The following is a 19,245-nucleotide window of genomic DNA, read 5'->3' on the forward strand; positions in this document are numbered from 1 at the left end:
GGGGTCCTTCTGTCTGACGGACAGGGGGTCGGCGGCGGACAGGGGCGTCCTGCGCACGCGAAGGGAGACCCGACATGGGGGGCGAGCCCGAGGCTCGAACGGGTGTCTGGAATTTTGGTATGTACCAATAGGAAGGGTCAAGGGGGTGACGCAGGGTTACCCGCCCGGGAGAGCGATGCCTCGCGCTCCGCCGCGACTTGGGGCACGGTGGAGTGACGCATGACACACCGCCGCCCGCGCGGAAGGGAGCACCCGCATGTCGAACCACACCTACCGGGTCACCGAGATCGTCGGCACCTCGCCGGACGGCGTCGACCAGGCCGTCCGCAACGGCGTCAGGCGCGCCCAGCAAACGCTGCGCAACCTGGACTGGTTCGAGGTGACCCAGGTGCGCGGCCAGATCGAGGACGGCGAGGTCGCGCACTGGCAGGTCGGCCTCAAGGTCGGTTTCCGCCTGGAGGAGTCGGACTGACCTCGGCGCCTCACCGGACGGTCAGGTGCGCCCCTCGCGCTCCTGCGCCACCCGCAGCGCGGCCGAACGCTCCGCCCAGCGCGCCCGGACGACGGCGAAGCCGGCCCGCGCGGCGTCGTCGCAGACCAGCTCGTCGTCATCGACGAGGACCCGCACCTCGCGGGTGCGGGCGAGGTGCCGCAGGATCTCCAGCTTGGTGCGCCGGGCGGGCCGCCGGTCGGCGTTGCCCCGCATGTGCACGGGTCCCTCGGGCAGGCCGTGCGCGGCCAGCCAGTCGAGCGTGTCGCGGCGGCAGCGCTCGGGCCGCCCGGTCAGATAGACGATCTCGCACTCCTCGGCGCGCTCCCGCACCAGCGCGACGCCCTCCGCGAGCGGCGGATCGTGCGGGGCGGCGGCGAAGAACGCGTCCCAGTCGCGCGGCCGGCGCTCCAGGAAGCGCTGCCGGTGCGCGGTGTCCGCGAGGGTGTTGTCCAGGTCGAACACGGCCACCGGGGGCCTGCTGCTGTCGGTCACCCGACCACACTAGAACGCGGCACCGGGAATCTGTGCGGGCCCCGGACGTTGAACCGGATGTGACCTCGACGATCGCCACCACGCGCTTCTCCGTCCTCGACCGCTCCCGCATCCGGGCCGGCCGGAGCGCGGCCCAGGCGCTGCGCGACACCGTGGAGCTGGCGCGGGAGGCCGAGCGGCTCGGTTACCACCGGTTCTGGGTGTCGGAGCACCATGGCGTGCCCGGCGTGGCGGGCTCGGCGCCGACCGTGCTGGCGGCCGCGGTGGCCGGCGCCACCAGCCGCGTGCGCGTCGGCACCGGGGGCGTGATGCTGCCCAATCACCGGCCCCTGGTGGTGGCCGAGCAGTTCGGCGTACTGGAGTCGCTCTTCCCCGGCCGGATCGACATGGGTCTTGGCCGCTCGGTGGGCTTCACCGACGGGGTCCGCCGGGCGCTGGGCCGCGACAAGGACGACGCCGACGACTTCGAGGGGCAACTGACGGAGCTGCTGGGCTGGTTCCGCGGCACCTCCCCGACCGGCGCGCACGCCCGCCCCGCCGAGGGGCTGACCGTTCCGCCCTTCGTCCTGGCGATGGGCGAGGGCGCGGCCGTGGCGGCCCGCGCGGGCCTGCCGATGGTCATCGGCGACCTGCGCGACCGCGACCGCATGCGCCGGGGCATCGACCGCTACCGCGCCGGGTTCCGCCCCTCCGAGTGGAGCCCGGAGCCGTACGTCGTCGTGTCCGGCACCGTGGCCGTGGCCGGCACTCCCGAGGCGGCCCGGCGGCTCCTGGTCCCGGAGGCCTGGTCCATGGCCCACGCACGCACCCGTGGCACCTTCCCGCCACTGCCCCCGGCCGAGGAGGTCGAGGCGCGGACGATGACCGCCAAGGAACGCGACCTGTACGAGTCCGGGCTCGGCGGGCACATCGCCGGCACCGAGGAGCAGGTCGCCGACGCGCTGGAGACGCTGGTGAGGGAGACCGGCGCCCAGGAGGTGCTGGTGACCACCAGTACGTACGACCGCGGGGCGCTGCTGGACTCCTACCGGCGGCTCGCCCGCGTCGTCGGCGCGGGGACGTCCGCCGCCCCGGCGTAGAATCGCGGGGTTTGTCCCCCCGCTCCCCCGCCGCCGAAGACCGTACGGAGTTCCCCGCGATGCACAGCCCCCACGACCCGTACGTCCGGGTGCGCGACGCCCGCGAGCACAACCTCAAGGGCGTGGACGTGGACGTCCCCCGGGACGTGGTCGCGGTCTTCACCGGTGTCTCCGGGTCCGGGAAGTCGTCGCTGGCCTTCGGGACGGTCTACGCGGAGGCGCAGCGGCGCTACTTCGAGTCGGTCGCGCCGTACGCCCGCCGGCTGATCCACCAGGTCGGCGCGCCGAAGGTGGGCGAGATCACCGGGCTGCCGCCCGCCGTCTCGCTCCAGCAGCGCCGCGCGGCTCCGACGTCCCGGTCCTCGGTGGGCACCGTCACGAACCTCTCCAACTCCCTGCGGATGCTCTTCTCGCGCGCCGGCGACTACCCGCCGGGAGCCGAGCGGATGGACTCCGACGCCTTCTCGCCGAACACGGCGGCCGGTGCCTGCCCCGAGTGCCACGGGCTCGGCCGGGTGCACCGCACGACGGAGGAACTGCTGGTCCCGGACCCGGCGCTGTCGATCCGGGACGGCGCGATCGCCGCGTGGCCGGGCGCCTGGCAGGGCAAGAACCTGCGGGACGTCCTCGACGCGCTCGGGTACGACGTGGACCGTCCCTGGCGCGAGCTGCCCGCCGCCGAGCGCGAGTGGATCCTGTTCACGGACGAGCAGCCCGTGGTCACGGTGCACCCGGTGCGCGACGCGGGACGCATCCAGCGGCCGTACCAGGGCACGTACATGAGCGCGCGGCGGTACGTGATGAAGACGTTCTCGGACTCCAGGAGCGCCACGCTGCGGGCGAAGGCCGAGCGCTTCCTCACCAGTACGCCCTGTCCGGTCTGCGGCGGCGGGAGGCTGCGGGCCGAGTCGCTGGCGGTGACCGTCGGCGGCCGGACCATCGCCGAACTGGCCGCGCTGCCGCTCACGGAGCTGGCCGGGATGCTGCCGACCGAGGGCGAGACGGCGAGGGTGCTCACCGGGGACCTGGTCTCCCGCATCACGCCCGTCGTCGAGCTGGGCCTCGGCTATCTGAGCCTGGACCGTCCGGCGCCCACCCTGTCGGCGGGCGAGCTGCAACGGCTGCGGCTCGCGACGCAGCTGCGCTCCGGGCTGTTCGGGGTGGTGTACGTCCTCGACGAGCCGTCTGCGGGGCTGCACCCGGCGGACACCGAGGCGCTGCTGACGGTGCTGGAGCGGCTGAAGGCGGCCGGCAACTCGGTGTTCGTGGTGGAGCACCACCTCGGCGTGATGCGCGGCGCCGACTGGATCGTGGACGTCGGCCCGCTGGCGGGCGAGCACGGCGGGCGGGTGCTGTACAGCGGCCCGGTGGCCGGACTGGCGGAGGTCACCGGGTCGGCGACCGCCCGTCATCTCTTCGACCGCTCCCCCGCCCCCGTGCGCCGGGCGCGAGTCCCCCGGGGCACCGTGACGGTGGGTCCGGTCACCCGGCACAACCTGCGCGGGGTGACCGCGGACTTCCCGCTCGGCGTGCTCACCGCGGTGACCGGCGTGTCCGGCTCGGGCAAGTCGACGCTCGTCGGCGAGATCACCGAGGACCTGCCGGGGGTGGGGCGGCTGGTCTCCGTCGATCAGCGGCCGATCGGGCGCACCCCGCGCTCCAACCTGGCCACGTACACGGGCCTGTTCGACGTCGTGCGCAAGGTGTTCGCCGCCACCGGCCAGGCCCGGGAGCGCGGGTACGGCGTGGGCCGCTTCTCCTTCAACGTGCCCGGCGGGCGCTGCGAGACCTGCCAGGGCGAGGGGTTCGTCAGCGTCGAGCTGCTGTTCCTGCCGAGCACGTACGCGCCGTGCCCCGACTGCGGCGGGGCGCGCTACAACCCCGAGACGCTCGAAGTGGCGTACCGGGGAAGGAACATCGCCGAGGTCCTCGACCTCACGGTGGAGGACGCGGCGGAGTTCTTCGCGGACACCGCGCCGGTGGCGCGCAGCCTGGCCGCGCTGCTCGACGTCGGGCTCGGCTATCTGCGGCTCGGCCAGCCCGCCACCGAGCTGTCCGGCGGGGAGGCGCAGCGCATCAAGCTGGCGAGCGAACTCCAGCGGGGCCGCCGCGGCCACACCCTGTACCTGCTCGACGAGCCGACGACCGGCCTGCATCCCGCGGACGTCGAGGTGCTGATGCGCCAGTTGCACGGTCTCGTGGACGCCGGGCACACGGTGGTCGTCGTGGAGCACGACATGACCGTGGTGGCGGGCGCCGACCACGTGATCGACCTCGGGCCGGGCGGTGGTGACGCGGGCGGGCGGATCGTCGCCGCGGGGACGCCCGGCGAGGTGGCGCGGGCCGGCGGCAGTGCCACCGCGCCCTATCTGGACCGGGCCCTGGACGGCGGGACGCGCCGGTGAAGCCGGTTCACCGGCGCTCGGTCTCGCGGTGAGGGCGGGGAACGGTCACTCGCGGCCCCGCGGGATGTCGTCCTCGTCGAAGGACTCGGTCTCGGCCTCGATCCGCTCCTTGCGGACCTGGCCGCGCACCGTCTCGTTCTCGGTGTGCTCCTCCATGGTCATGCGGACGCGCTCCACCGGGACCGCCTCGGTCTCCACGACGGGGCGTTCCGCGTGCAGCGTGATCTCGTGCTCGGCCTCGCTGATCTCCGGCCCGGACAGCGCGTCGCCGCGGTTGGCGTCCGTGATCGGCTCGCGCACCACACGCACTTCCTCGTGCTTCAGGGGCACGGTCTGCTGCACCTCTTCGGTGACCACGTACTTGCGCAGCCTGGCGCGGCCCGTCTCACGTCGTTCGACGCCGACGTGCATCTGCTCCTCGGAGCGGGTCATGGCCTCGTCCTCGCGCAGGCCCGTACGGTCGGGGGCGTCCCGGCGTCCGGCCATTCCGGCCGCACTGCCCGTGCCCATGTCCGTACCGGTGCCGATGCTGGTGTCGTGGCCCATGTCCGTGTCACGGCCCATGTCCGCGTCCCGGCCCATGTCCGTGTCGCCGGCCCCACGGGTCGTGCCGGCCAGACCCGCGGCACCCGCCGCGCCGGCGGCACCCGCGGTGCCCGCCGGTCCGGGACCGGCGGCCCAGCGGCCGTCGTCGGTCCGCTCGGCCTCGGACAGCACGCTGTCCCAGTTGATGCCGTAGTAGTCGTAGAGCCGGTGTTCCTCGGTCTCCGACAGATGGCCGCCCGCGTCGACGTCGACACTGGGCGCGCCCTTGACCTGGTCCTTGCCGTAGGGAACCTCTAGGTGGTCCTGCACCAGCGCGGCGTCGCGAATGGGCACGAAGGACTCGCTGGAGCCGAACATGCCCGTCTTGACGCTCACCCACTCGGGGCGCCCGGTCATGTCGTCGAAGAAGACATGCTTGGCGTCGCCGATCTTGTTGCCGTCCCCGTCGTAGACCGGTTGGTCCAGGACGTTGGCGATCTCTTCACGGGTGATCATCTGCCATCACCCTCCTTTCGAGTGCCTGCCTTCCGGTTGTCCGCATCCAGCGCTACGGAAACGGCACATACCTCATAAAACACACATACTTTTCGAAGGTGCTTTCCCCAGGTGACCGTGCGGGTCGGCGGGCGGAGCCATCCGCTGGGCCGCCTCCGCCAGGGAGCGGCGGTCGTGGTGGCGGCCCGGCGGCACGACCGGGCACACCTCCACCTCGGCGGTCAGCCCGCGGGCCGACGCCACCCGCCACATCGAGGCGAGCAGGGTGTCCGCGCCGACGAACGCCGGTGCCGTGCTCACCCCTTGCTCCCCCGCCCGGTACCGAAGACGCACCGGCTGGACCGGCACCCCGGCGTCCAGCGCGGCCTGGAACACCGCCCGGCGGTAGGCACCCCCGGCGCGCCCGCACCAGGTACTGCCCTCGGGGAAGGCGGCGACGGCGGCGCCCGCGCGCAGGGCCAGCGCGAGGTCGGCGACCGTGTCCGGCAGCGCCCGCAGCCGGTCGCGTTCGATGAACAGCACCCCTCCGCGTGCGGCCAGCGCGCCCGCCACCGGCCAGCCCCGGATCTCGCTCTTGGCCAGCATCCTGGCGGGGCGTACGGCGGCCAGCAGCGGGATGTCGAGCCACGAGACGTGGTTGGCGACGAGGAGCAGCCCGCCCGCGGGCGCGGCGGCACCGGTGACACGGACCCGCACACCCGCGGCCCGCACCACCCACCGGGACCAGGACGCCACCACGACGGACGGCACCCGCCGCCGGACCGGTGTCAGCACGACCGCGACCGCGGCGAGGACCAGCACGGCGACCGCGGCGAGCCGCAGCACGGCGCGCGGTAGGGCCACCGCGGCCCGGGACGGGTCCAGGCAGGTCGCCGGGGTGCAGGGGGCGACCGGCAGCCAGGCGCCCATCAGGCCGGGACGAGCGAGAGGAAGTGCCGCAGGTAGCGCGGGTCGACCCGGCTCATCGGCAGCAGCACGTACAGGTCGGCGACGCCGAAGTCCACGTCGTGCGCGGGTTCCCCGCAGACCCAGGCGCCGAGGCGGAGGTAGCCGCGCAGCAGGGCGGGCAGTTCGGTGCGGGCGGCGGGCGCGGCCGGGCGCGGGATCCACGGCAGCAGCGGCCGCACCCGGTACTCCTCGGGCGCCAGGTTCTTGGCCCGCACCCGGTCCCAGGTGCCGGCGGCGAGCGATCCGCCGTCGGCGAGCGGGAGCGAGCAGCAGCCCGCCAGCCACTCGTGGCCCCGGTCGGTCATGTAGCGGGCTATGCCGGCCCAGATGAGCCCGATGACGGCGCCGTCGCGGTGGGCCGGGTGCACGCAGGAGCGCCCGACCTCGACCAGCCCGGGCCGGATCGCGTCGAGCGCCGTGAGGTCGAACTCGCTCTCCGCGTACAGCCGTCCGGCGACCGCCGCGCGCTCCGGGGGCAGCAGCCGGTAGGTGCCGACGACCTGCCCGGTCGTCTCCTCGCGCACGAGCAGGTGGTCGCAGTACGCGTCGAAGGGGTCGACGTCGTACCCGGGCTGCGCGCTCGCCAGCAGCGCGCCCATCTCCCCCGCGAAGACGTCGTGCCGCAGCCGCTGCGCGGCCCGCACGTCCTCCTCGTCGCGGGCGAGGGCGACCGTGTAGCGGTGGGGTGCGGCGGGCTTCGAAGGACGGTCTGCGGTCAGTACGCCGGTCATGGGTGCTCTCCTGGTCGCGGTGCGGGTCCGCCACAGTTCTTCCGACGCCGGCTGTACTGCGCGTGACCAGTGCCGGGAGAGCGGATGTGCGCTTGCTGAATGCCGGGAGCGAACGCGAGACGGGGCCGGGGGGAGCACCTCCCCCGGCCCCGCCCGTCCGCACCTGACGGCGAACGTTCGTCCGGCTAGCGCCTGCCCGCCCTGCGGGTCGCTCGCAGCCACTCCTTGTTCATGCTGGTGATGGACATCAGCGGAATGCCCTTGGGGCAGGCGGTCGCGCACTCACCCGTCAGCGTGCACCCGCCGAACCCCTCCTCGTCCATCTGCCCCACCATGTCCAGCACCCGCGTCTCCCGCTCGGGCGCCCCCTGTGGGAGGACGTTGAGATGGTTCACCTTCGCGGACGTGAACAGCATCGCCGCCCCGTTCGGGCACGCCGCGACACACGCCCCGCACCCGATGCACTCGGCGTGCTCGAAGGCGAAGTCGGCGTCCGGCTTGGGCACCGGCGCGGCGTGGGCCTCCGGGGCCGCGCCGGTCGGCGCGGTGATGTACCCCCCGGCCTGGATGATCCGGTCGAAGGCGGACCGGTCGACGACCAGGTCCTTCACGACCGGGAAGGCCGAAGCCCGCCACGGCTCGATGTCGATGGTGTCGCCGTCCTGGAAGGACCGCATGTGCAGCTGGCAGGTGGTGGTGCGCTCGGGTCCGTGCGCGTCGCCGTTGATGACCAGCGAGCAGGCGCCGCAGATGCCCTCGCGGCAGTCGTGGTCGAAGGCGACGGGGTCCTCGCCCTTGAGGATGAGTTCCTCGTTGAGGGTGTCGAGCATCTCCAGGAAGGACATGTCGCGGGAGATCCCGTCCACCTCGTACGTGGACATGGCGCCGTCGGCGTCGGCGTTCTTCTGCCGCCAGACGCGCAGGGTGAGCTTCATGCGTAGCTCCGCTGGGTGGGGTGGACGTACTCGAAGACCAGGTCTTCCTTGTGCAGGGTGGGCGCGTCGCCGGTGCCGGTGAACTCCCAGGCGGCGGTGTAGCCGAACTCGTCGTCCTTGCGGGCCGCCTCGCCGTCGGGGGTCTGGGACTCCTCGCGGAAGTGGCCGCCGCAGGACTCGGAGCGGTGCAGCGCGTCGAGGCACATCAGCTCGGCGAGCTCCAGGTAGTCGACGACGCGGTTGGCCTTCTCCAGCGACTGGTTGAACTCCTCGCCGGTGCCCGGGACCTTGATGCGGCGCCAGAACTCCTCGCGGATCTGCGGGATGCGCTCCAGCGCCTTGCGCAGGCCGGAGTCGGTGCGGGCCATGCCGCAGAACTCCCACATCAGCTCGCCCAGTTCGCGGTGGAAGGAGTCCGGGGTGCGGTCGCCGTCCACGGAGAGGAGCAGGTTGAGCCGGTCCTCGGTCTCGGCGACCACCTCCTGCACCGCCGGGTGGTCGTCGTTCACCTCGTCCTTGTGCGGGTTGCGGGCGAGGTAGTCGTTGATGGTGGCCGGGAGGACGAAGTAGCCGTCCGCCAGGCCCTGCATGAGCGCGGAGGCGCCGAGCCGGTTGGCCCCGTGGTCGGAGAAGTTCGCCTCGCCGATCGCGAACAGGCCGGGGACGGTGGTCTGGAGGTCGTAGTCGACCCACAGACCGCCCATCGTGTAGTGCACCGCGGGGTAGATCCGCATCGGCACCCGGTACGGGTCCTCGTCGGTGATCCGCTGGTACATGTCGAAGAGGTTCCCGTACTTGGCCTCGACCGCCTTGCGCCCCATGCGCTCGATCGCGTCGGCGAAGTCCAGGTACACGCCCTGGCCGCCGGGGCCGACGCCCCTGCCCTCGTCGCAGACGTTCTTCGCGGCGCGGGAGGCGATGTCGCGGGGGACGAGGTTGCCGAAGGACGGGTAGATGCGCTCCAGGTAGTAGTCGCGCTCGTCCTCGGGGATCCTGTTCGGCGGCCGGTCGTCGCCCTTGGCCTTCGGCACCCAGATCCGGCCGTCGTTGCGCAGCGACTCGCTCATCAGCGTGAGCTTGGACTGGTGGTCGCCGGTGCGCGGGATGCAGGTGGGGTGGATCTGCGTGAAGCAGGGGTTGGCGAAGTAGGCGCCGCGCCGGTGCGCCCGCCAGACGGCGGTCGCGTTGGAGTTCATGGCGTTGGTCGACAGGTAGAAGACGTTGCCGTAGCCGCCGCTGGCCAGCACGACGGCGTCCGCGAAGTAGGTGTCGATCTTCCCGGTGATCAGGTCCCGGGCGACGATGCCGCGCGCCCGCCCGTCCACGACGACCAGGTCGAGCATCTCGGTGCGCGGGTGCATCTCGATGTTGCCGGCCGCGATCTGCCTGCTGAGCGCCTGGTAGGCGCCCAGGAGCAGCTGCTGGCCCGTCTGGCCCCGCGCGTAGAAGGTGCGGGAGACCTGGACCCCGCCGAAGGAGCGGGTGTCGAGCAGGCCGCCGTACTCGCGGGCGAAGGGCACGCCCTGCGCGACGCACTGGTCGATGATCTCGACCGAGATCTGCGCCAGCCGGTGCACGTTGGACTCGCGGGAGCGGAAGTCGCCGCCCTTGACCGTGTCGTAGAACAGGCGGTGGATCGAGTCGCCGTCGTTGCGGTAGTTCTTCGCGGCGTTGATGCCGCCCTGCGCGGCGATGGAGTGCGCCCGGCGCGGGGAGTCCTGGTAGCAGAACTGGACGACGTGGTAGCCCTGTTCGGCGAGGGTGGCGCCGGCGGAGCCGCCCGCGAGGCCGGTGCCGACGACGATGACGGTCTGCTTGCGCCGGTTGGCGGGGTTGACCAGCTTCGCCTCGAAACGGCGCGTGTCCCAGCGCTCGCTGACCGGGCCCTCGGGGGCCTTGGTGTCGGCGACCGGCTCACCGGTCGTGTAGTCGGCGTAGGTTGTCATGTCAGCTCACCACTCCGGTCATGACGCCCACGGGTACGGCGACGAAGCCGGCCGTGAGCAGCAGCGCGAGGACGTTCGCGACGGTCTTCAGGGCGCGGTCGCGGGTGCGGCTGCCGACGCCGAGGGTCTGGGCGGCGCTCCACAGGCCGTGCCGGACGTGGAAGCCGAGGGCGACCACGGCCGCGATGTAGATGACGTTCCCGTACCACGTGGAGAACGTGTCGATGATGTTCTGGTACGGGCGCAGGTGCTCGTAGCCGCCCGGGTGCACGGTGCCGGTCGTCAGGTCGAGGATGTGCCAGACGATGAACAGGCCGAGGATGATCCCGCCCCAGCGCATCGTACGGGTGGCGAAGCTCTTGCCCGCCTTCTTGTTCGCGTATTTGGTGGGGCGTGCCTTGATGTCGCGGCGGCTCAGCTGGTACGCGGAGGTGGCGTGCGCGACCACGGCGGCCACGAGGACGACGCGGATCAGCCAGAGCGTCCACTCGTAGTGCATGAACGGCTCGCCGACGGTACGCAGCCAGTGGGCGTAGTGATTGATCTCCTGAGGCCCGAAGAAGATCTTCAGGTTCCCGATCATGTGGGCGACCAGGTAGAGCAGCATGACGAGACCGCTGACCGCCATCACTGTCTTCTTGCCGACGGTCGAGTCCCACACGGTGCGCGCCATGGACGGCCGTCGGTCCGTCCGCGTTGCCAGAGCCATGTCACAGGACGTTACGGGGAGGATGTCCCATCGGTCCAAGACATGGTTGACCTTGATCCCATAGGCACTCTCTATCGAAGGCGTATGCTCGCCGTATGCAGTTGCAACAGCTTCAGTACTTCGTGGCGGTCGCCGAGACGCGGCACTTCACGCGCGCCGCGGAGGCGGTCCACGTGGCGCAGCCGTCGCTGTCCCAGCAGATCAGGGCGCTGGAGCGGGAGCTGGGCGCGGACCTGTTCCTGCGGGCCCGCGGCAACATCACCCTCACCGACGCCGGGGAGGCGCTGCTGCCGCTGGCCCGGCGCATCCTGGCCGACGCGGACACCGCGCGGCACGAGGTGCTGGAGCTGGTGCAGCTGCGTCGCGGCCGGGTCCGGCTGGGCGCGACGCCGAGCCTGTGCACGGGCCTGCTCCCCGACGTGCTGCGCGCGTTCCACGACCGCTACCCCGGCATCCAGCTGCTGATCGAGGAGGGCGGCTCGCTCGACCTGGTCCGGGAGCTGGCGCGCGGCGCGCTCGACCTCGCGCTGGTCGTGCTCCCCCTGCCCACCGCCTCGCCGGCGCTGACCACGGTGGAGCTGCTGCGGGAGGACCTGGTCGTGGTGTCGTCCCCGGAGGCGGCCCGGCCGGGCGGGGGACGCCGGACCGTGGACATCGCGGACCTGGAGGGCGAACGCCTGGTGATGTTCCGGCACGGCTACGACCTGCGGGAGCTGACCGTCGCCGCGTGCCGCTCCGCGGGGTTCGAGCCGGACTTCGCGGTGGAGGGCGGGGAGATGGACGCGGTGCTGGGATTCGTCCGGGCGGGGCTGGGGATGGCGGTCGTCCCCCGCATGGTCGCGGCCCGCTCCGGCCGCGGACTGCGGGTGACACCACTGGCCCGGCCCGGGCTGCACCGGACCATCGCGCTGGCGCACCGCAGCGATGTGGCTCCGCCGCGGGCGGCCCGGGAGTTGCAGCGGATGCTGCTTGAACGGTGACGGTTCCCTCTTCCGAGCCCCCGGGGGCGCCGTTTTCGTTCAGCGCCGTCCGGGGCCGCGGGTGCGTCGTAGCTGGTCGCGCAGTTCCCCGCGCCCCTTCGGGGCGCTAGGCCGTCGCGTCCACCAGGGCCAGCTCGTGCAGGCGGTCCGGTGGGCCGGGGCGGGCGTAGTACCAGCCCTGGGCGGTGTCGCAGCCCAGTATGCGCAGCTGTTCCGCCTGGGCGCCGGTCTCCACCCCCTCGACGGTGACCGAGAGATCGAGGCTGTGGGCCAGGGCGACGATGCCCTCGACGATCTTGAGGTCCACGGGGTCGGCGGGGAACCGCTGCATGCTCTGCGTGAAGGAGCGGTCCAGTTTGAGGACGCTGACCGGCAGCCTGCGCAGGTTGGCGAGGTTGGAGTAGCCGGTGCCGAAGTCGTCCAGGGCGATGTCGACGCCCATCTCGGCCAGCCGGCGCAGCGGCTTGAGCAGGTCGTCGTCCGCGCCGATCAGCGCCGACTCCGTCACCTCCAGGCACAGCGCGTCGGGCGCGACCCCGGCCCGCTCCAGGATCTCGACGGTGTCCTGGACCAGGCCCGGGTGGGTGAGCTGGCAGGGCGAGAGGTTGACGTTGATGCGCAGCGGGCCCGCCGCGGTCGTCTCGCCGTACCGTTCCCGCCAGGCGCGGGCCTGCCGCACGGACTGCTCCAGGACCCAGCGGCCCAGCGGCACGATCAGCCCCGTGTGCTCGGCGAGCGGGATGAACCGGTCCGGGCCGAGCACCCCGTGCTGCGGGTGCAGCCAGCGCACCAGCGCCTCGGCGCCGCGCACACTGCCGTCGCCGAGGTGGACCAGCGGCTGGTACTCGATGAAGAACTCGGCGCGCTCCAGGGCGGCCGGCAGCGCGGTGGTCAGCCCGTGCCGGGTGATGACGCGCGCGTCGGCCTCCGGGTCGGCCAGCTCGAAGCGGTTGCCGCCCGCCGACTTGGCCCGGTACATGGTGATGTCGGCGCTGCGCAGCACCTCCGCCGGGCTGCGTTCGCCCGCCGGGCCCTCGACGATGCCGATGCTGCCGCGCACGGTCAGTTCGCGGCCGTCGACGCTGATCGGCGCGAGCAGCGCGTTCATGATGCGGCCGGCCAGCTCGTCGACCTCGTGCCGGGTGTCGGGGCCGGTGGTCAGGGCGACGAACTCGTCGCCGCCGAGCCGGGCGACCATCTCGCCGGGCGCCGTGGCGCAGGCCTGGAGCCGGTCGGCGACCTCCACCAGCAGCCGGTCGCCGGCCGCGTGGCCGAGGCTGTCGTTGACGGTCTTGAAGCCGTCGAGGTCGAGGTAGCACAGGCCGAAGCGCTGGCCCGGGCCCGCGTTCAGGGCCTTCTCGAGGCGTTCGAAGAAGAAGCTCCGGTTGGGCAGCCCGGTGAGCGCGTCGTGCGTGGCCTCGTAGCGCAGCCGCAGGTTGAGCAGCCGCCGCTCCGTGGTGTCCTCCATCAGCGCCAGCTGGTACTGCGGGATGCCGTCGGCGTCCCGCAGCAGCGAGACGGTCAGGTTGGTCCACAGGACGGTGCCGTCGGGCCGGTAGAAGGCCTTCTCCACGTGGTAGTGCTCGCGCTCGCCGCGCACCAGCTCGTCGTAGAGGCGCCAGGTCTGCGGCGCGTCGTCGGGGTGCGTCCACTCGGTAGCCCTGCGGCCCCCGAGCGTCGGGTCGGCGATGCCGAACATGCGCATCAGCGCGTCGTTGACCTGGAGGACGTTGCCCTCCAGGTCGGCGATGCCGATGCCTATGGCGGCGCCCTCGAAGACCGCGCGGAAGCGGGCCTCGCTGGCGTGAAGCGCCTCCGCCACCACGCCCTGCGCCTTGAGGGCGGCCTGCGCGATGGCCTCCTGCTCGGCCAGGGTCCTGGCCCGCAGCGCGCCGGCGTACCCGGCGGCCATCGCGTGCTGGAGCCGCGCCGACCGGGCCCGCAGGCCCTCGGGGTCGCCGTCCTCGCCGCAGTAGAGCACCAGGTAGGCGTCGACGCAGTCGAGCGTCCGGGCCAGCGCCTCGGGGTCGGTGCAGTGGGCGTCGACGAGCGCGGCGCCGACCGCACGGGCCTCGGCCGCGTCGAAGGCGCGGGCGCGCAGCACCTCGCTCAGCCGGCGGGCCAGCGGGAGCAGTTGGGCCTCGAACTCGGGCCGGGTGGACGACGTCGAGGTCACCGGGAACACGGCCCGGCTCCAGATCGTCGCGAACCTGCGGAGTCTGTCCTCCGGCCCGTCCGGCTCCGCCTTCACGCCGTACGTCCCACGCCGGCGAACCCGGAGAACGCGTACGGGTCCTCGTCCTCCGGCGACCCCTCGGGCCGCCAGCGCGGCATCGGAACCAGTCCGGGTTCCACCATGTCGTACCCCTTGAAGAACCGCGCGATGTCGTCGCGCGAACGCATGATCAGCGGATTGCGGATGTCCCGGTACACGTCCACCGCTCCCCCGGCCCGCTCGGCGGGCAGCGGGATTCCCTCGTACGAGGCATGCGTGAGCACGAGCAGGCTGCCGGGCGCGAGCGCGTCGCTCAGCTCGGCCACCGCCGCGTACGGGTCGTCCGCGTCTTCCACGAAGTGCAGTATGGCAACCAGCAGGAGGGCGACCGGTCGATTCAGGTCGATCAGCCCCCGCACCTGGGGGCTGTTGAGGATCTCCCCCGGCTTGAGGAGGTCCGCCGCCACCACACCCGCGTCGTCGTTGCCCGCCAGGACGGCCTCGCTGTGGGCGACCGCCACCGGGTCGTGGTCGACGTACACGACGCGGGCGCCGGGGCGGGCGCGTCCGGCCACCTCGTGGACGTTGCCGAAGGTGGGGATGCCGGAGCCGATGTCCAGGAACTGGTCGATGCCCTCTTCGGCCGCGAAGCGCACGGCGCGGCGCATGAACGCCCGGTTCGCCTGCATGATCTTGGGGAGCCCCGGCAGGAACTCCATGGCGCGGCGGGCGGCTTCCCGGTCGACCTCGAAGTTGTGCGAACCGCCCAGGTAGAAGTCGTAGATCCGGGACACGCTGGGCACCGAGATGTCGATGCTGCGGGGGGCCCAGGCGGGACGCTCCATCCAGTTCTCCAAGGCGTAGCCGGTCCGGTGTTCGAGCTGAGGCTACTGATCGTCCGCCAAAGGAGCGAGCCCAAACGGAAATTGACCGTCCGTTCCCGGTCACTGCCTGCGGCACATGCGGGGCACCAAGGCACATCAAAGCGCACGAACGGGGCCGTCCCCTCCGTCCGGGTACGGAGGGGACGGCCCCGTTCGTGCGCGCCAAGGCTGGGGGCCGCTACTTCTTCGGCGCGCCGACCGGCTTCCCGTCGGGCTTTACGGCGTACCAGGTGCCCCCGACGCCCTGCCCGTTGGTGTCACCGGCCTTCTTGTCGCCGGCGAAGGTGTAGATCGGCCAGCAGTCGATCGTCTGCTGGGCTGCGCCGTCGGGCCGGGTGAAGCTCATCAGGCCCTTCTTCTCCACGCCCTTGGTGTCGTTGGCCTCGACGGGGGCGACGACCGGCCACTTCTCCAGGCAGGCTCCGGTGCACGCCGAGACGGGCTTCGGCCAGGCCTCGTCCTTCATGAAGCGGTAGACGGTCATGCCGTTCTTGTCGACGACGATCTCGCCGAGCTTCGGATCCTCGCGGGTGGAGAGCCCGGCCAGGTCGGCGGCCTTGGCCTTCTTGCCGTCGGCGGCCAGCGCGAACCACTTGCCGCCGACTCCCTGGCCCTTGGCGTCCCCGGCGGCGGCGTCCTTGGCGTAGCGGTACGCGGGCCAGCCGCCGATGGTCAGCTGCTTGGTGCCGTCGGGGCGGGTGACCTCGCCGAGCAGGTCCTTGTCGATGCCCTCCCCGGCGAGGGCGTCGTCCGCGGCCACCGGCGGCCAGGCGGTGGCGCAGTCGTTCTCGCAGGTCGTCTTGGGCGGCTTGGCGGTGTCGGCGTCGAAGCGGTAGAGGGTGTGGCCCGCTCCGTCGGTCACCACCTCGCCGACCGCGGCGTTCGTGGACACCGACAGCTTGCCCGCGGGCTCCGGCGCGCTCGCCGAACCCTGGGGCTTGGCCGAGCCGTTGCCGATTCCGTCGCCGGCCCCCGCCCCGATGTCGCCGACGTCGCCGGGCGCGGCCGTGGCGCCCACGTTCTGGCTGCCGGTGGGGGCGCCGCCGTCCTGGCCGCACGCCGTCGTCAGCGCCAGCAGCACCGCAGCGCTCGCCACGAGTGAGGCGCTCCGCCAGGAGGTCTTCATCGTCAATCCCCGATCATCGTGAAGGTGTTGCGGCTCCCGTCCGGGCCGCCGCACGACACTGGGTACGCACGGGGGTGCCGGTTGTGTTCAACGGGGGGCGGGATTCTTTCCGGCGGCCACCGCTCGCCGGATTCGTACACGGGTGCGGGGTCCGACGCGGGCGGGCCGGCGGAGGTCAAACCGCTGGTCGGCCCGTGTCCCTCCTTCGGGGCAATCACCGGGCACTCGGGCGTGGCCCGGCTCGCCAGGCTCCATGATCTGCGTCGTGCATGGACCCGAACCGACCCGATCCGCCGCCGGTGGACGGGTGTTGGCCCTGGTGACGCTGACGTTCACGCTCGTCGGCGTGCCCGTCGGCACCGCGCAGGCGGACGCCTGCGCCTACGCGTCGACCGGACCGGACGGTACGCACGCGGTGGCGGTGGCCGGGAGCAGCGCCTCCTGGCCCACCTTCCCGCCGTGCCCCAAGCCCACGCCGACGCCGACACCCACTCCCACTCCCACTCCCACGCCGACTCCCGAACCTCCGCCCCCGAAACCCACTCCCCCACCGCCCCCCGCACCGAAGCCCCCGCCCCCGCCGCCACCCCCCGCCAGAGAGGAACCGCCGCCACCGCCCCAGCCGCGGCCGGCCCCCGCACGGCCCACGCCGACGCCGAGCCCCACCCCCAGGCCGGCCCCTCCCCCGGCACCCGCCCCCTCCCCGTCGGCCACGCCCGAACCCCGCCCGTCGCTGAGTCCGGTGCACTACCCGCGCCATCGCGCCGCCCGGCCCGCGCAGCGGTCCTCGCGCGGTGCCACGTCGCCGATCGTCTTCGTCCTGCTCATCACGGTGCCCGCGGTGGTCGCCGTCGCCGCGCTCCGTGCGCGCTGAATCCTGGAGGCCTCTCTTGCCGGAATGGCTTGTTCTCACCCTCGCGATGCTTGCCGCCTGCGCCGTGGTGGTCGTCATCACCCTCCTACGGCACCGCGCGGCGTCCGACGACGAGGACATCACCGAGACCCCGGACGTCATCGAGTACATGACGATGTGGATCGGGGTGGTGTACGCCATCGTCCTGGGACTGGCCATCGCCGGCGTCTGGGAGGCACGCAGCGCCGCCCAGGACAACGTGCAGACGGAGGCCGTCGCGCTGCACGAGATCTCGGAACGCGTCCGGTCCTATCCGCCCGACGTGCGTGACCGCATCCGGGAGGATGTCAACGCCTATGTCGGACACGTCGTCACCACCGAGTGGAAGGCCATGGCCGACCGGGGCGAGGTGACCGAGCGCGGCACCGAGCTGCTCGACCGGGTCCGCGCGGACGTCACCGACTACGAGCCGAGGTCCGACTTCGAGGCCCAGGCGTACCAGCCGCTGGTGGACCAGGTGGCCGCGGTGGACCAGGCCCGCAGCGCCCGCGCGCAGTCGACGGGCGAGACCATGCCGGGGGTGGTGTGGTTCGGGCTGATCGCGGGGGGCGTCATCACGATCGGGATGGTCTTCGCCCTCCAGATCCGGCGCACCACACGCGAGCTGGTCCTCGCCGGGCTGTTCTCGGCGCTGATCGCGTTCCTGCTCTTCCTCATCTGGGACTTCGACGCCCCCTTCAGCCGAGGGGTCGCCGCGTCGACCGATCCGTTCCTGAGCCTCTTCCCCGACGTGAAGGGCTGAGCCGGGCCAGGGGACGTCCCGGCGTCCGACACGCCGCCACCGTCCCCTGAGCGGCCCACAAGGTTGCCCCATTCGCGCGACTGCGATCGCGCCCCCGGGTCCCGTTTCCTAGCGTTTCGGACATCGAGGTGCGTTTCTGGCGCGAGCGGAACAGGTCCGCCGCCGCTCCTCGGGGACCCGGAGGATTGACCATGCGCGCGATACCCGTCGCCTCGGTCGCACTGCTGGGGGTCGCCGCCCTCTCCGCCTGCGTACCGGCCGGGGCCGCCGTGGGCGGACACGACTCGACGTTCGGCTTCACCGTCACCCCCGCGACCGTCGCCCCGGGCGACGAGGTCACGCTGGGGGTGAGCCGCAGCGACGCCGGGTGCCGCGGACGGGTCACGGTCACGTCGCCGGTGTTCGACACGGTGACCATCCCGCGGGACGACTACTCGGCGACGGCGCGGGTGCACCACGACGCCCGGCGCGGGGCGGTCTACCAGGTGACGTTCGCCTGTAGGCACAGGACCAGCACCGCGGACCTGACCATCGCGGGCGGCTCGCACCACTGGACGCCCGAGTCCCAGCACCCCAAGGGCGTGCACGCCGGTGAGGGCGGCAGCATCGCCGGACTCGACATGAAGCAGCTCGGGCTCGGTGCCGCGCTCGTGGCCGGCTCGGTGGGCGTCGCGTACCACCTCTCGCGCCGCCGCTCCGGCGAGGACGGCGCCTGACCCTCCGCGCGCACGGCGCTTCGCCCCGGACCCTCACGGGATCCGGGGCGAAGCGCCGTGCGCGTGCGGACGGGGCGGACGGGAGGGCTTCAGATGCGCCGCTCGGAGCGGCGGCGCAGCCAGAACAGGCCACCGCCGGCGACGGCCGCCGCGACGAGCCCGCCGCCGATCGCCATGTCCGTCGACGTCGCCCCGTCGGAGCTGCTGCCGCCGATGCCGCCGCGGACACCGCCGATGACCGTGAAGGCGGCCGGGCGGGTGAGCCGCCTGCCCGAGCAGTTGACGGTGATGTCGTACGAGCCCGGGCGGGCGTCCTGCCTGATGGTGGCGGTGCCCCGGGACGTCTCGTTGGCTCCCCTGACCGGGGTCAGGTGGGTGGTCCGGAAGGCGTCCGAGGTCATCGTGCCGCCCTGCGGGCAGCCGTCGACCGTGACGGTCATCTGACCGCCGCGGGCGATGACGCTGGGCATGGCGACGATGTTCCTGGGCTGGTTGTGGTCGCCGCCGGCGGCGGCCGTGGGGGCGGCCAGCCCGAGGACAGCGACCGCGGCGCCGGCTGCCGCGAGGGCACGAGTGTTACGCATCTGATCCTCCGCGGAAGACGCCCCGGGTCCCGTTCCCGGTCGATCGGCGAGAAAGCGCCTCCCAGAAAGACCCTCAGTTGCCTTGCGCGGGGCCGCATTTCGGGAATGGTCCGTACTGGTGAGGGGCGTACCGGGCGACAACCGCGCCAGTGGCTATCGCCGCAGGTCACACACCGTCAGAAATTTCCCGCGGCCGCGTCCCGGATGGCGCACGCGAGGAGGCCCCCGCCACCCGTTCGCCGCCGCCCCGTCGCCGGTCCCCCGCGCGGCGCTTAGCGTGCTGCCATGCGCGGATGATCCGGCGAC

General features: G+C 72.7%; 19 protein-coding genes. 7 read left to right on the top strand and 12 right to left on the bottom strand.

What is annotated here, in order from left to right; genetic code table 11:
- The first annotated feature begins 256 nt into the window (after positions 1-256).
- Entirely contained in the window at positions 257-472 is a 216-nt protein-coding gene (locus tag ACZ67M_RS19810; RefSeq protein WP_125493236.1) for a dodecin, read from the top strand.
- A 21-nt stretch (positions 473-493) separates the two neighbouring features.
- Here ACZ67M_RS19810 and ACZ67M_RS19815 read toward each other — a convergent pair whose 3' ends face one another.
- Complete coding sequence (locus ACZ67M_RS19815; RefSeq protein ID WP_361359228.1) at positions 494-985, bottom strand: phosphatase domain-containing protein; 492 nt, start codon at positions 983-985, stop codon at positions 494-496.
- Between the two features lie 59 nt (positions 986-1,044).
- Between ACZ67M_RS19815 and ACZ67M_RS19820 the strand changes: the two genes are divergently transcribed.
- Together ACZ67M_RS19820 and ACZ67M_RS19825 are read left to right on the top strand one after the other, a co-directional pair.
- The gene (locus ACZ67M_RS19820; RefSeq protein ID WP_469851948.1) at positions 1,045-2,064 is read left to right on the top strand and encodes an LLM class flavin-dependent oxidoreductase; all 1,020 of its coding nucleotides are present in this window, start codon (positions 1,045-1,047) and stop codon (positions 2,062-2,064) included.
- 59 nt (positions 2,065-2,123) lie between these two features.
- On the top strand, positions 2,124-4,469 hold the full coding sequence (locus ACZ67M_RS19825; protein ID WP_469851950.1) for an ATP-binding cassette domain-containing protein: 2,346 nt from the start codon (positions 2,124-2,126) through the stop codon (positions 4,467-4,469).
- A 45-nt stretch (positions 4,470-4,514) separates the two neighbouring features.
- Here ACZ67M_RS19825 and ACZ67M_RS19830 read toward each other — a convergent pair whose 3' ends face one another.
- The 6 genes from ACZ67M_RS19830 to ACZ67M_RS19855 form a co-directional block, all read right to left on the bottom strand.
- A complete protein-coding gene (locus ACZ67M_RS19830) occupies positions 4,515-5,510 on the bottom strand; it encodes a DUF2382 domain-containing protein (protein WP_469851952.1) in 996 nt (331 codons plus the stop codon).
- 72 nt (positions 5,511-5,582) lie between these two features.
- Positions 5,583-6,419 carry a lysophospholipid acyltransferase family protein gene (locus ACZ67M_RS19835; RefSeq protein ID WP_469851954.1) on the bottom strand — a complete coding sequence of 279 codons (837 nt, stop codon included), beginning with the start codon at positions 6,417-6,419 and terminating at the stop codon, positions 5,583-5,585.
- The gene (locus ACZ67M_RS19840; protein WP_382813681.1) at positions 6,419-7,189 is read right to left on the bottom strand and encodes a GNAT family N-acetyltransferase; all 771 of its coding nucleotides are present in this window, start codon (positions 7,187-7,189) and stop codon (positions 6,419-6,421) included. Before ACZ67M_RS19840 ends, ACZ67M_RS19835 begins: the two co-directional genes overlap by 1 nt.
- 185 nt (positions 7,190-7,374) lie before the next feature.
- Positions 7,375-8,124 (bottom strand): succinate dehydrogenase/fumarate reductase iron-sulfur subunit, encoded by a 750-nt coding sequence (locus tag ACZ67M_RS19845; protein ID WP_307016588.1) that lies wholly within the window; start codon positions 8,122-8,124, stop codon positions 7,375-7,377.
- Positions 8,121-10,070, bottom strand: coding sequence for a fumarate reductase/succinate dehydrogenase flavoprotein subunit (locus tag ACZ67M_RS19850; protein ID WP_469851956.1), 1,950 nt, complete (start codon positions 10,068-10,070; stop codon positions 8,121-8,123). The genes ACZ67M_RS19845 and ACZ67M_RS19850 overlap by 4 nt, the downstream gene beginning before the upstream one ends.
- Before the next feature lies 1 nt (position 10,071).
- Positions 10,072-10,743 carry a succinate dehydrogenase gene (locus ACZ67M_RS19855; protein ID WP_361359677.1) on the bottom strand — a complete coding sequence of 224 codons (672 nt, stop codon included), beginning with the start codon at positions 10,741-10,743 and terminating at the stop codon, positions 10,072-10,074.
- Between the two features lie 131 nt (positions 10,744-10,874).
- On the opposite strand from ACZ67M_RS19855, the gene ACZ67M_RS19860 reads away from it, so the two are divergent.
- Complete coding sequence (locus tag ACZ67M_RS19860; protein WP_392016911.1) at positions 10,875-11,759, top strand: LysR family transcriptional regulator; 885 nt, start codon at positions 10,875-10,877, stop codon at positions 11,757-11,759.
- Between the two features lie 106 nt (positions 11,760-11,865).
- Here the strand turns inward: ACZ67M_RS19860 and rmdA are convergent, their stop codons facing one another.
- The 4 genes from rmdA to ACZ67M_RS19880 form a co-directional block, all read right to left on the bottom strand.
- A complete protein-coding gene (gene rmdA / locus ACZ67M_RS19865; protein ID WP_361359206.1) occupies positions 11,866-14,010 on the bottom strand; it encodes a cyclic Di-GMP phosphodiesterase RmdA in 2,145 nt (714 codons plus the stop codon).
- A complete protein-coding gene (locus tag ACZ67M_RS19870; RefSeq protein WP_361359203.1) occupies positions 14,007-14,819 on the bottom strand; it encodes an SAM-dependent methyltransferase in 813 nt (270 codons plus the stop codon). Before ACZ67M_RS19870 ends, rmdA begins: the two co-directional genes overlap by 4 nt.
- Before the next feature lie 217 nt (positions 14,820-15,036).
- Positions 15,037-15,984, bottom strand: a complete 948-nt coding sequence (locus tag ACZ67M_RS19875) for an SCO0930 family lipoprotein (RefSeq protein WP_361359674.1) — start codon at positions 15,982-15,984, stop codon at positions 15,037-15,039.
- Positions 15,985-16,365: 381 nt separating this feature from the next.
- Positions 16,366-16,494 carry a hypothetical protein gene (locus ACZ67M_RS19880; RefSeq protein WP_392104221.1) on the bottom strand — a complete coding sequence of 43 codons (129 nt, stop codon included), beginning with the start codon at positions 16,492-16,494 and terminating at the stop codon, positions 16,366-16,368.
- Positions 16,495-16,726: 232 nt separating this feature from the next.
- Between ACZ67M_RS19880 and ACZ67M_RS19885 the strand changes: the two genes are divergently transcribed.
- The 3 genes from ACZ67M_RS19885 to ACZ67M_RS19895 all read left to right on the top strand — a co-directional run bounded on the left by ACZ67M_RS19885 (position 16,727) and on the right by ACZ67M_RS19895 (position 18,355).
- Positions 16,727-16,858 (top strand): hypothetical protein, encoded by a 132-nt coding sequence (locus ACZ67M_RS19885; protein WP_392104222.1) that lies wholly within the window; start codon positions 16,727-16,729, stop codon positions 16,856-16,858.
- Between the two features lie 16 nt (positions 16,859-16,874).
- Complete coding sequence (locus tag ACZ67M_RS19890) at positions 16,875-17,639, top strand: bestrophin-like domain (protein ID WP_385796419.1); 765 nt, start codon at positions 16,875-16,877, stop codon at positions 17,637-17,639.
- Positions 17,640-17,830: 191 nt separating this feature from the next.
- On the top strand, positions 17,831-18,355 hold the full coding sequence (locus ACZ67M_RS19895) for a hypothetical protein (protein ID WP_469851960.1): 525 nt from the start codon (positions 17,831-17,833) through the stop codon (positions 18,353-18,355).
- An 89-nt stretch (positions 18,356-18,444) separates the two neighbouring features.
- Here ACZ67M_RS19895 and ACZ67M_RS19900 read toward each other — a convergent pair whose 3' ends face one another.
- Positions 18,445-18,939: a hypothetical protein gene (locus ACZ67M_RS19900; RefSeq protein ID WP_469851962.1), complete on the bottom strand. Its 495-nt coding sequence runs from the start codon at positions 18,937-18,939 to the stop codon at positions 18,445-18,447.
- Between the last annotated feature and the right edge of the window lie 306 nt (positions 18,940-19,245).

The organism is Streptomyces sp. NPDC107500 (genome assembly GCF_055582785.1).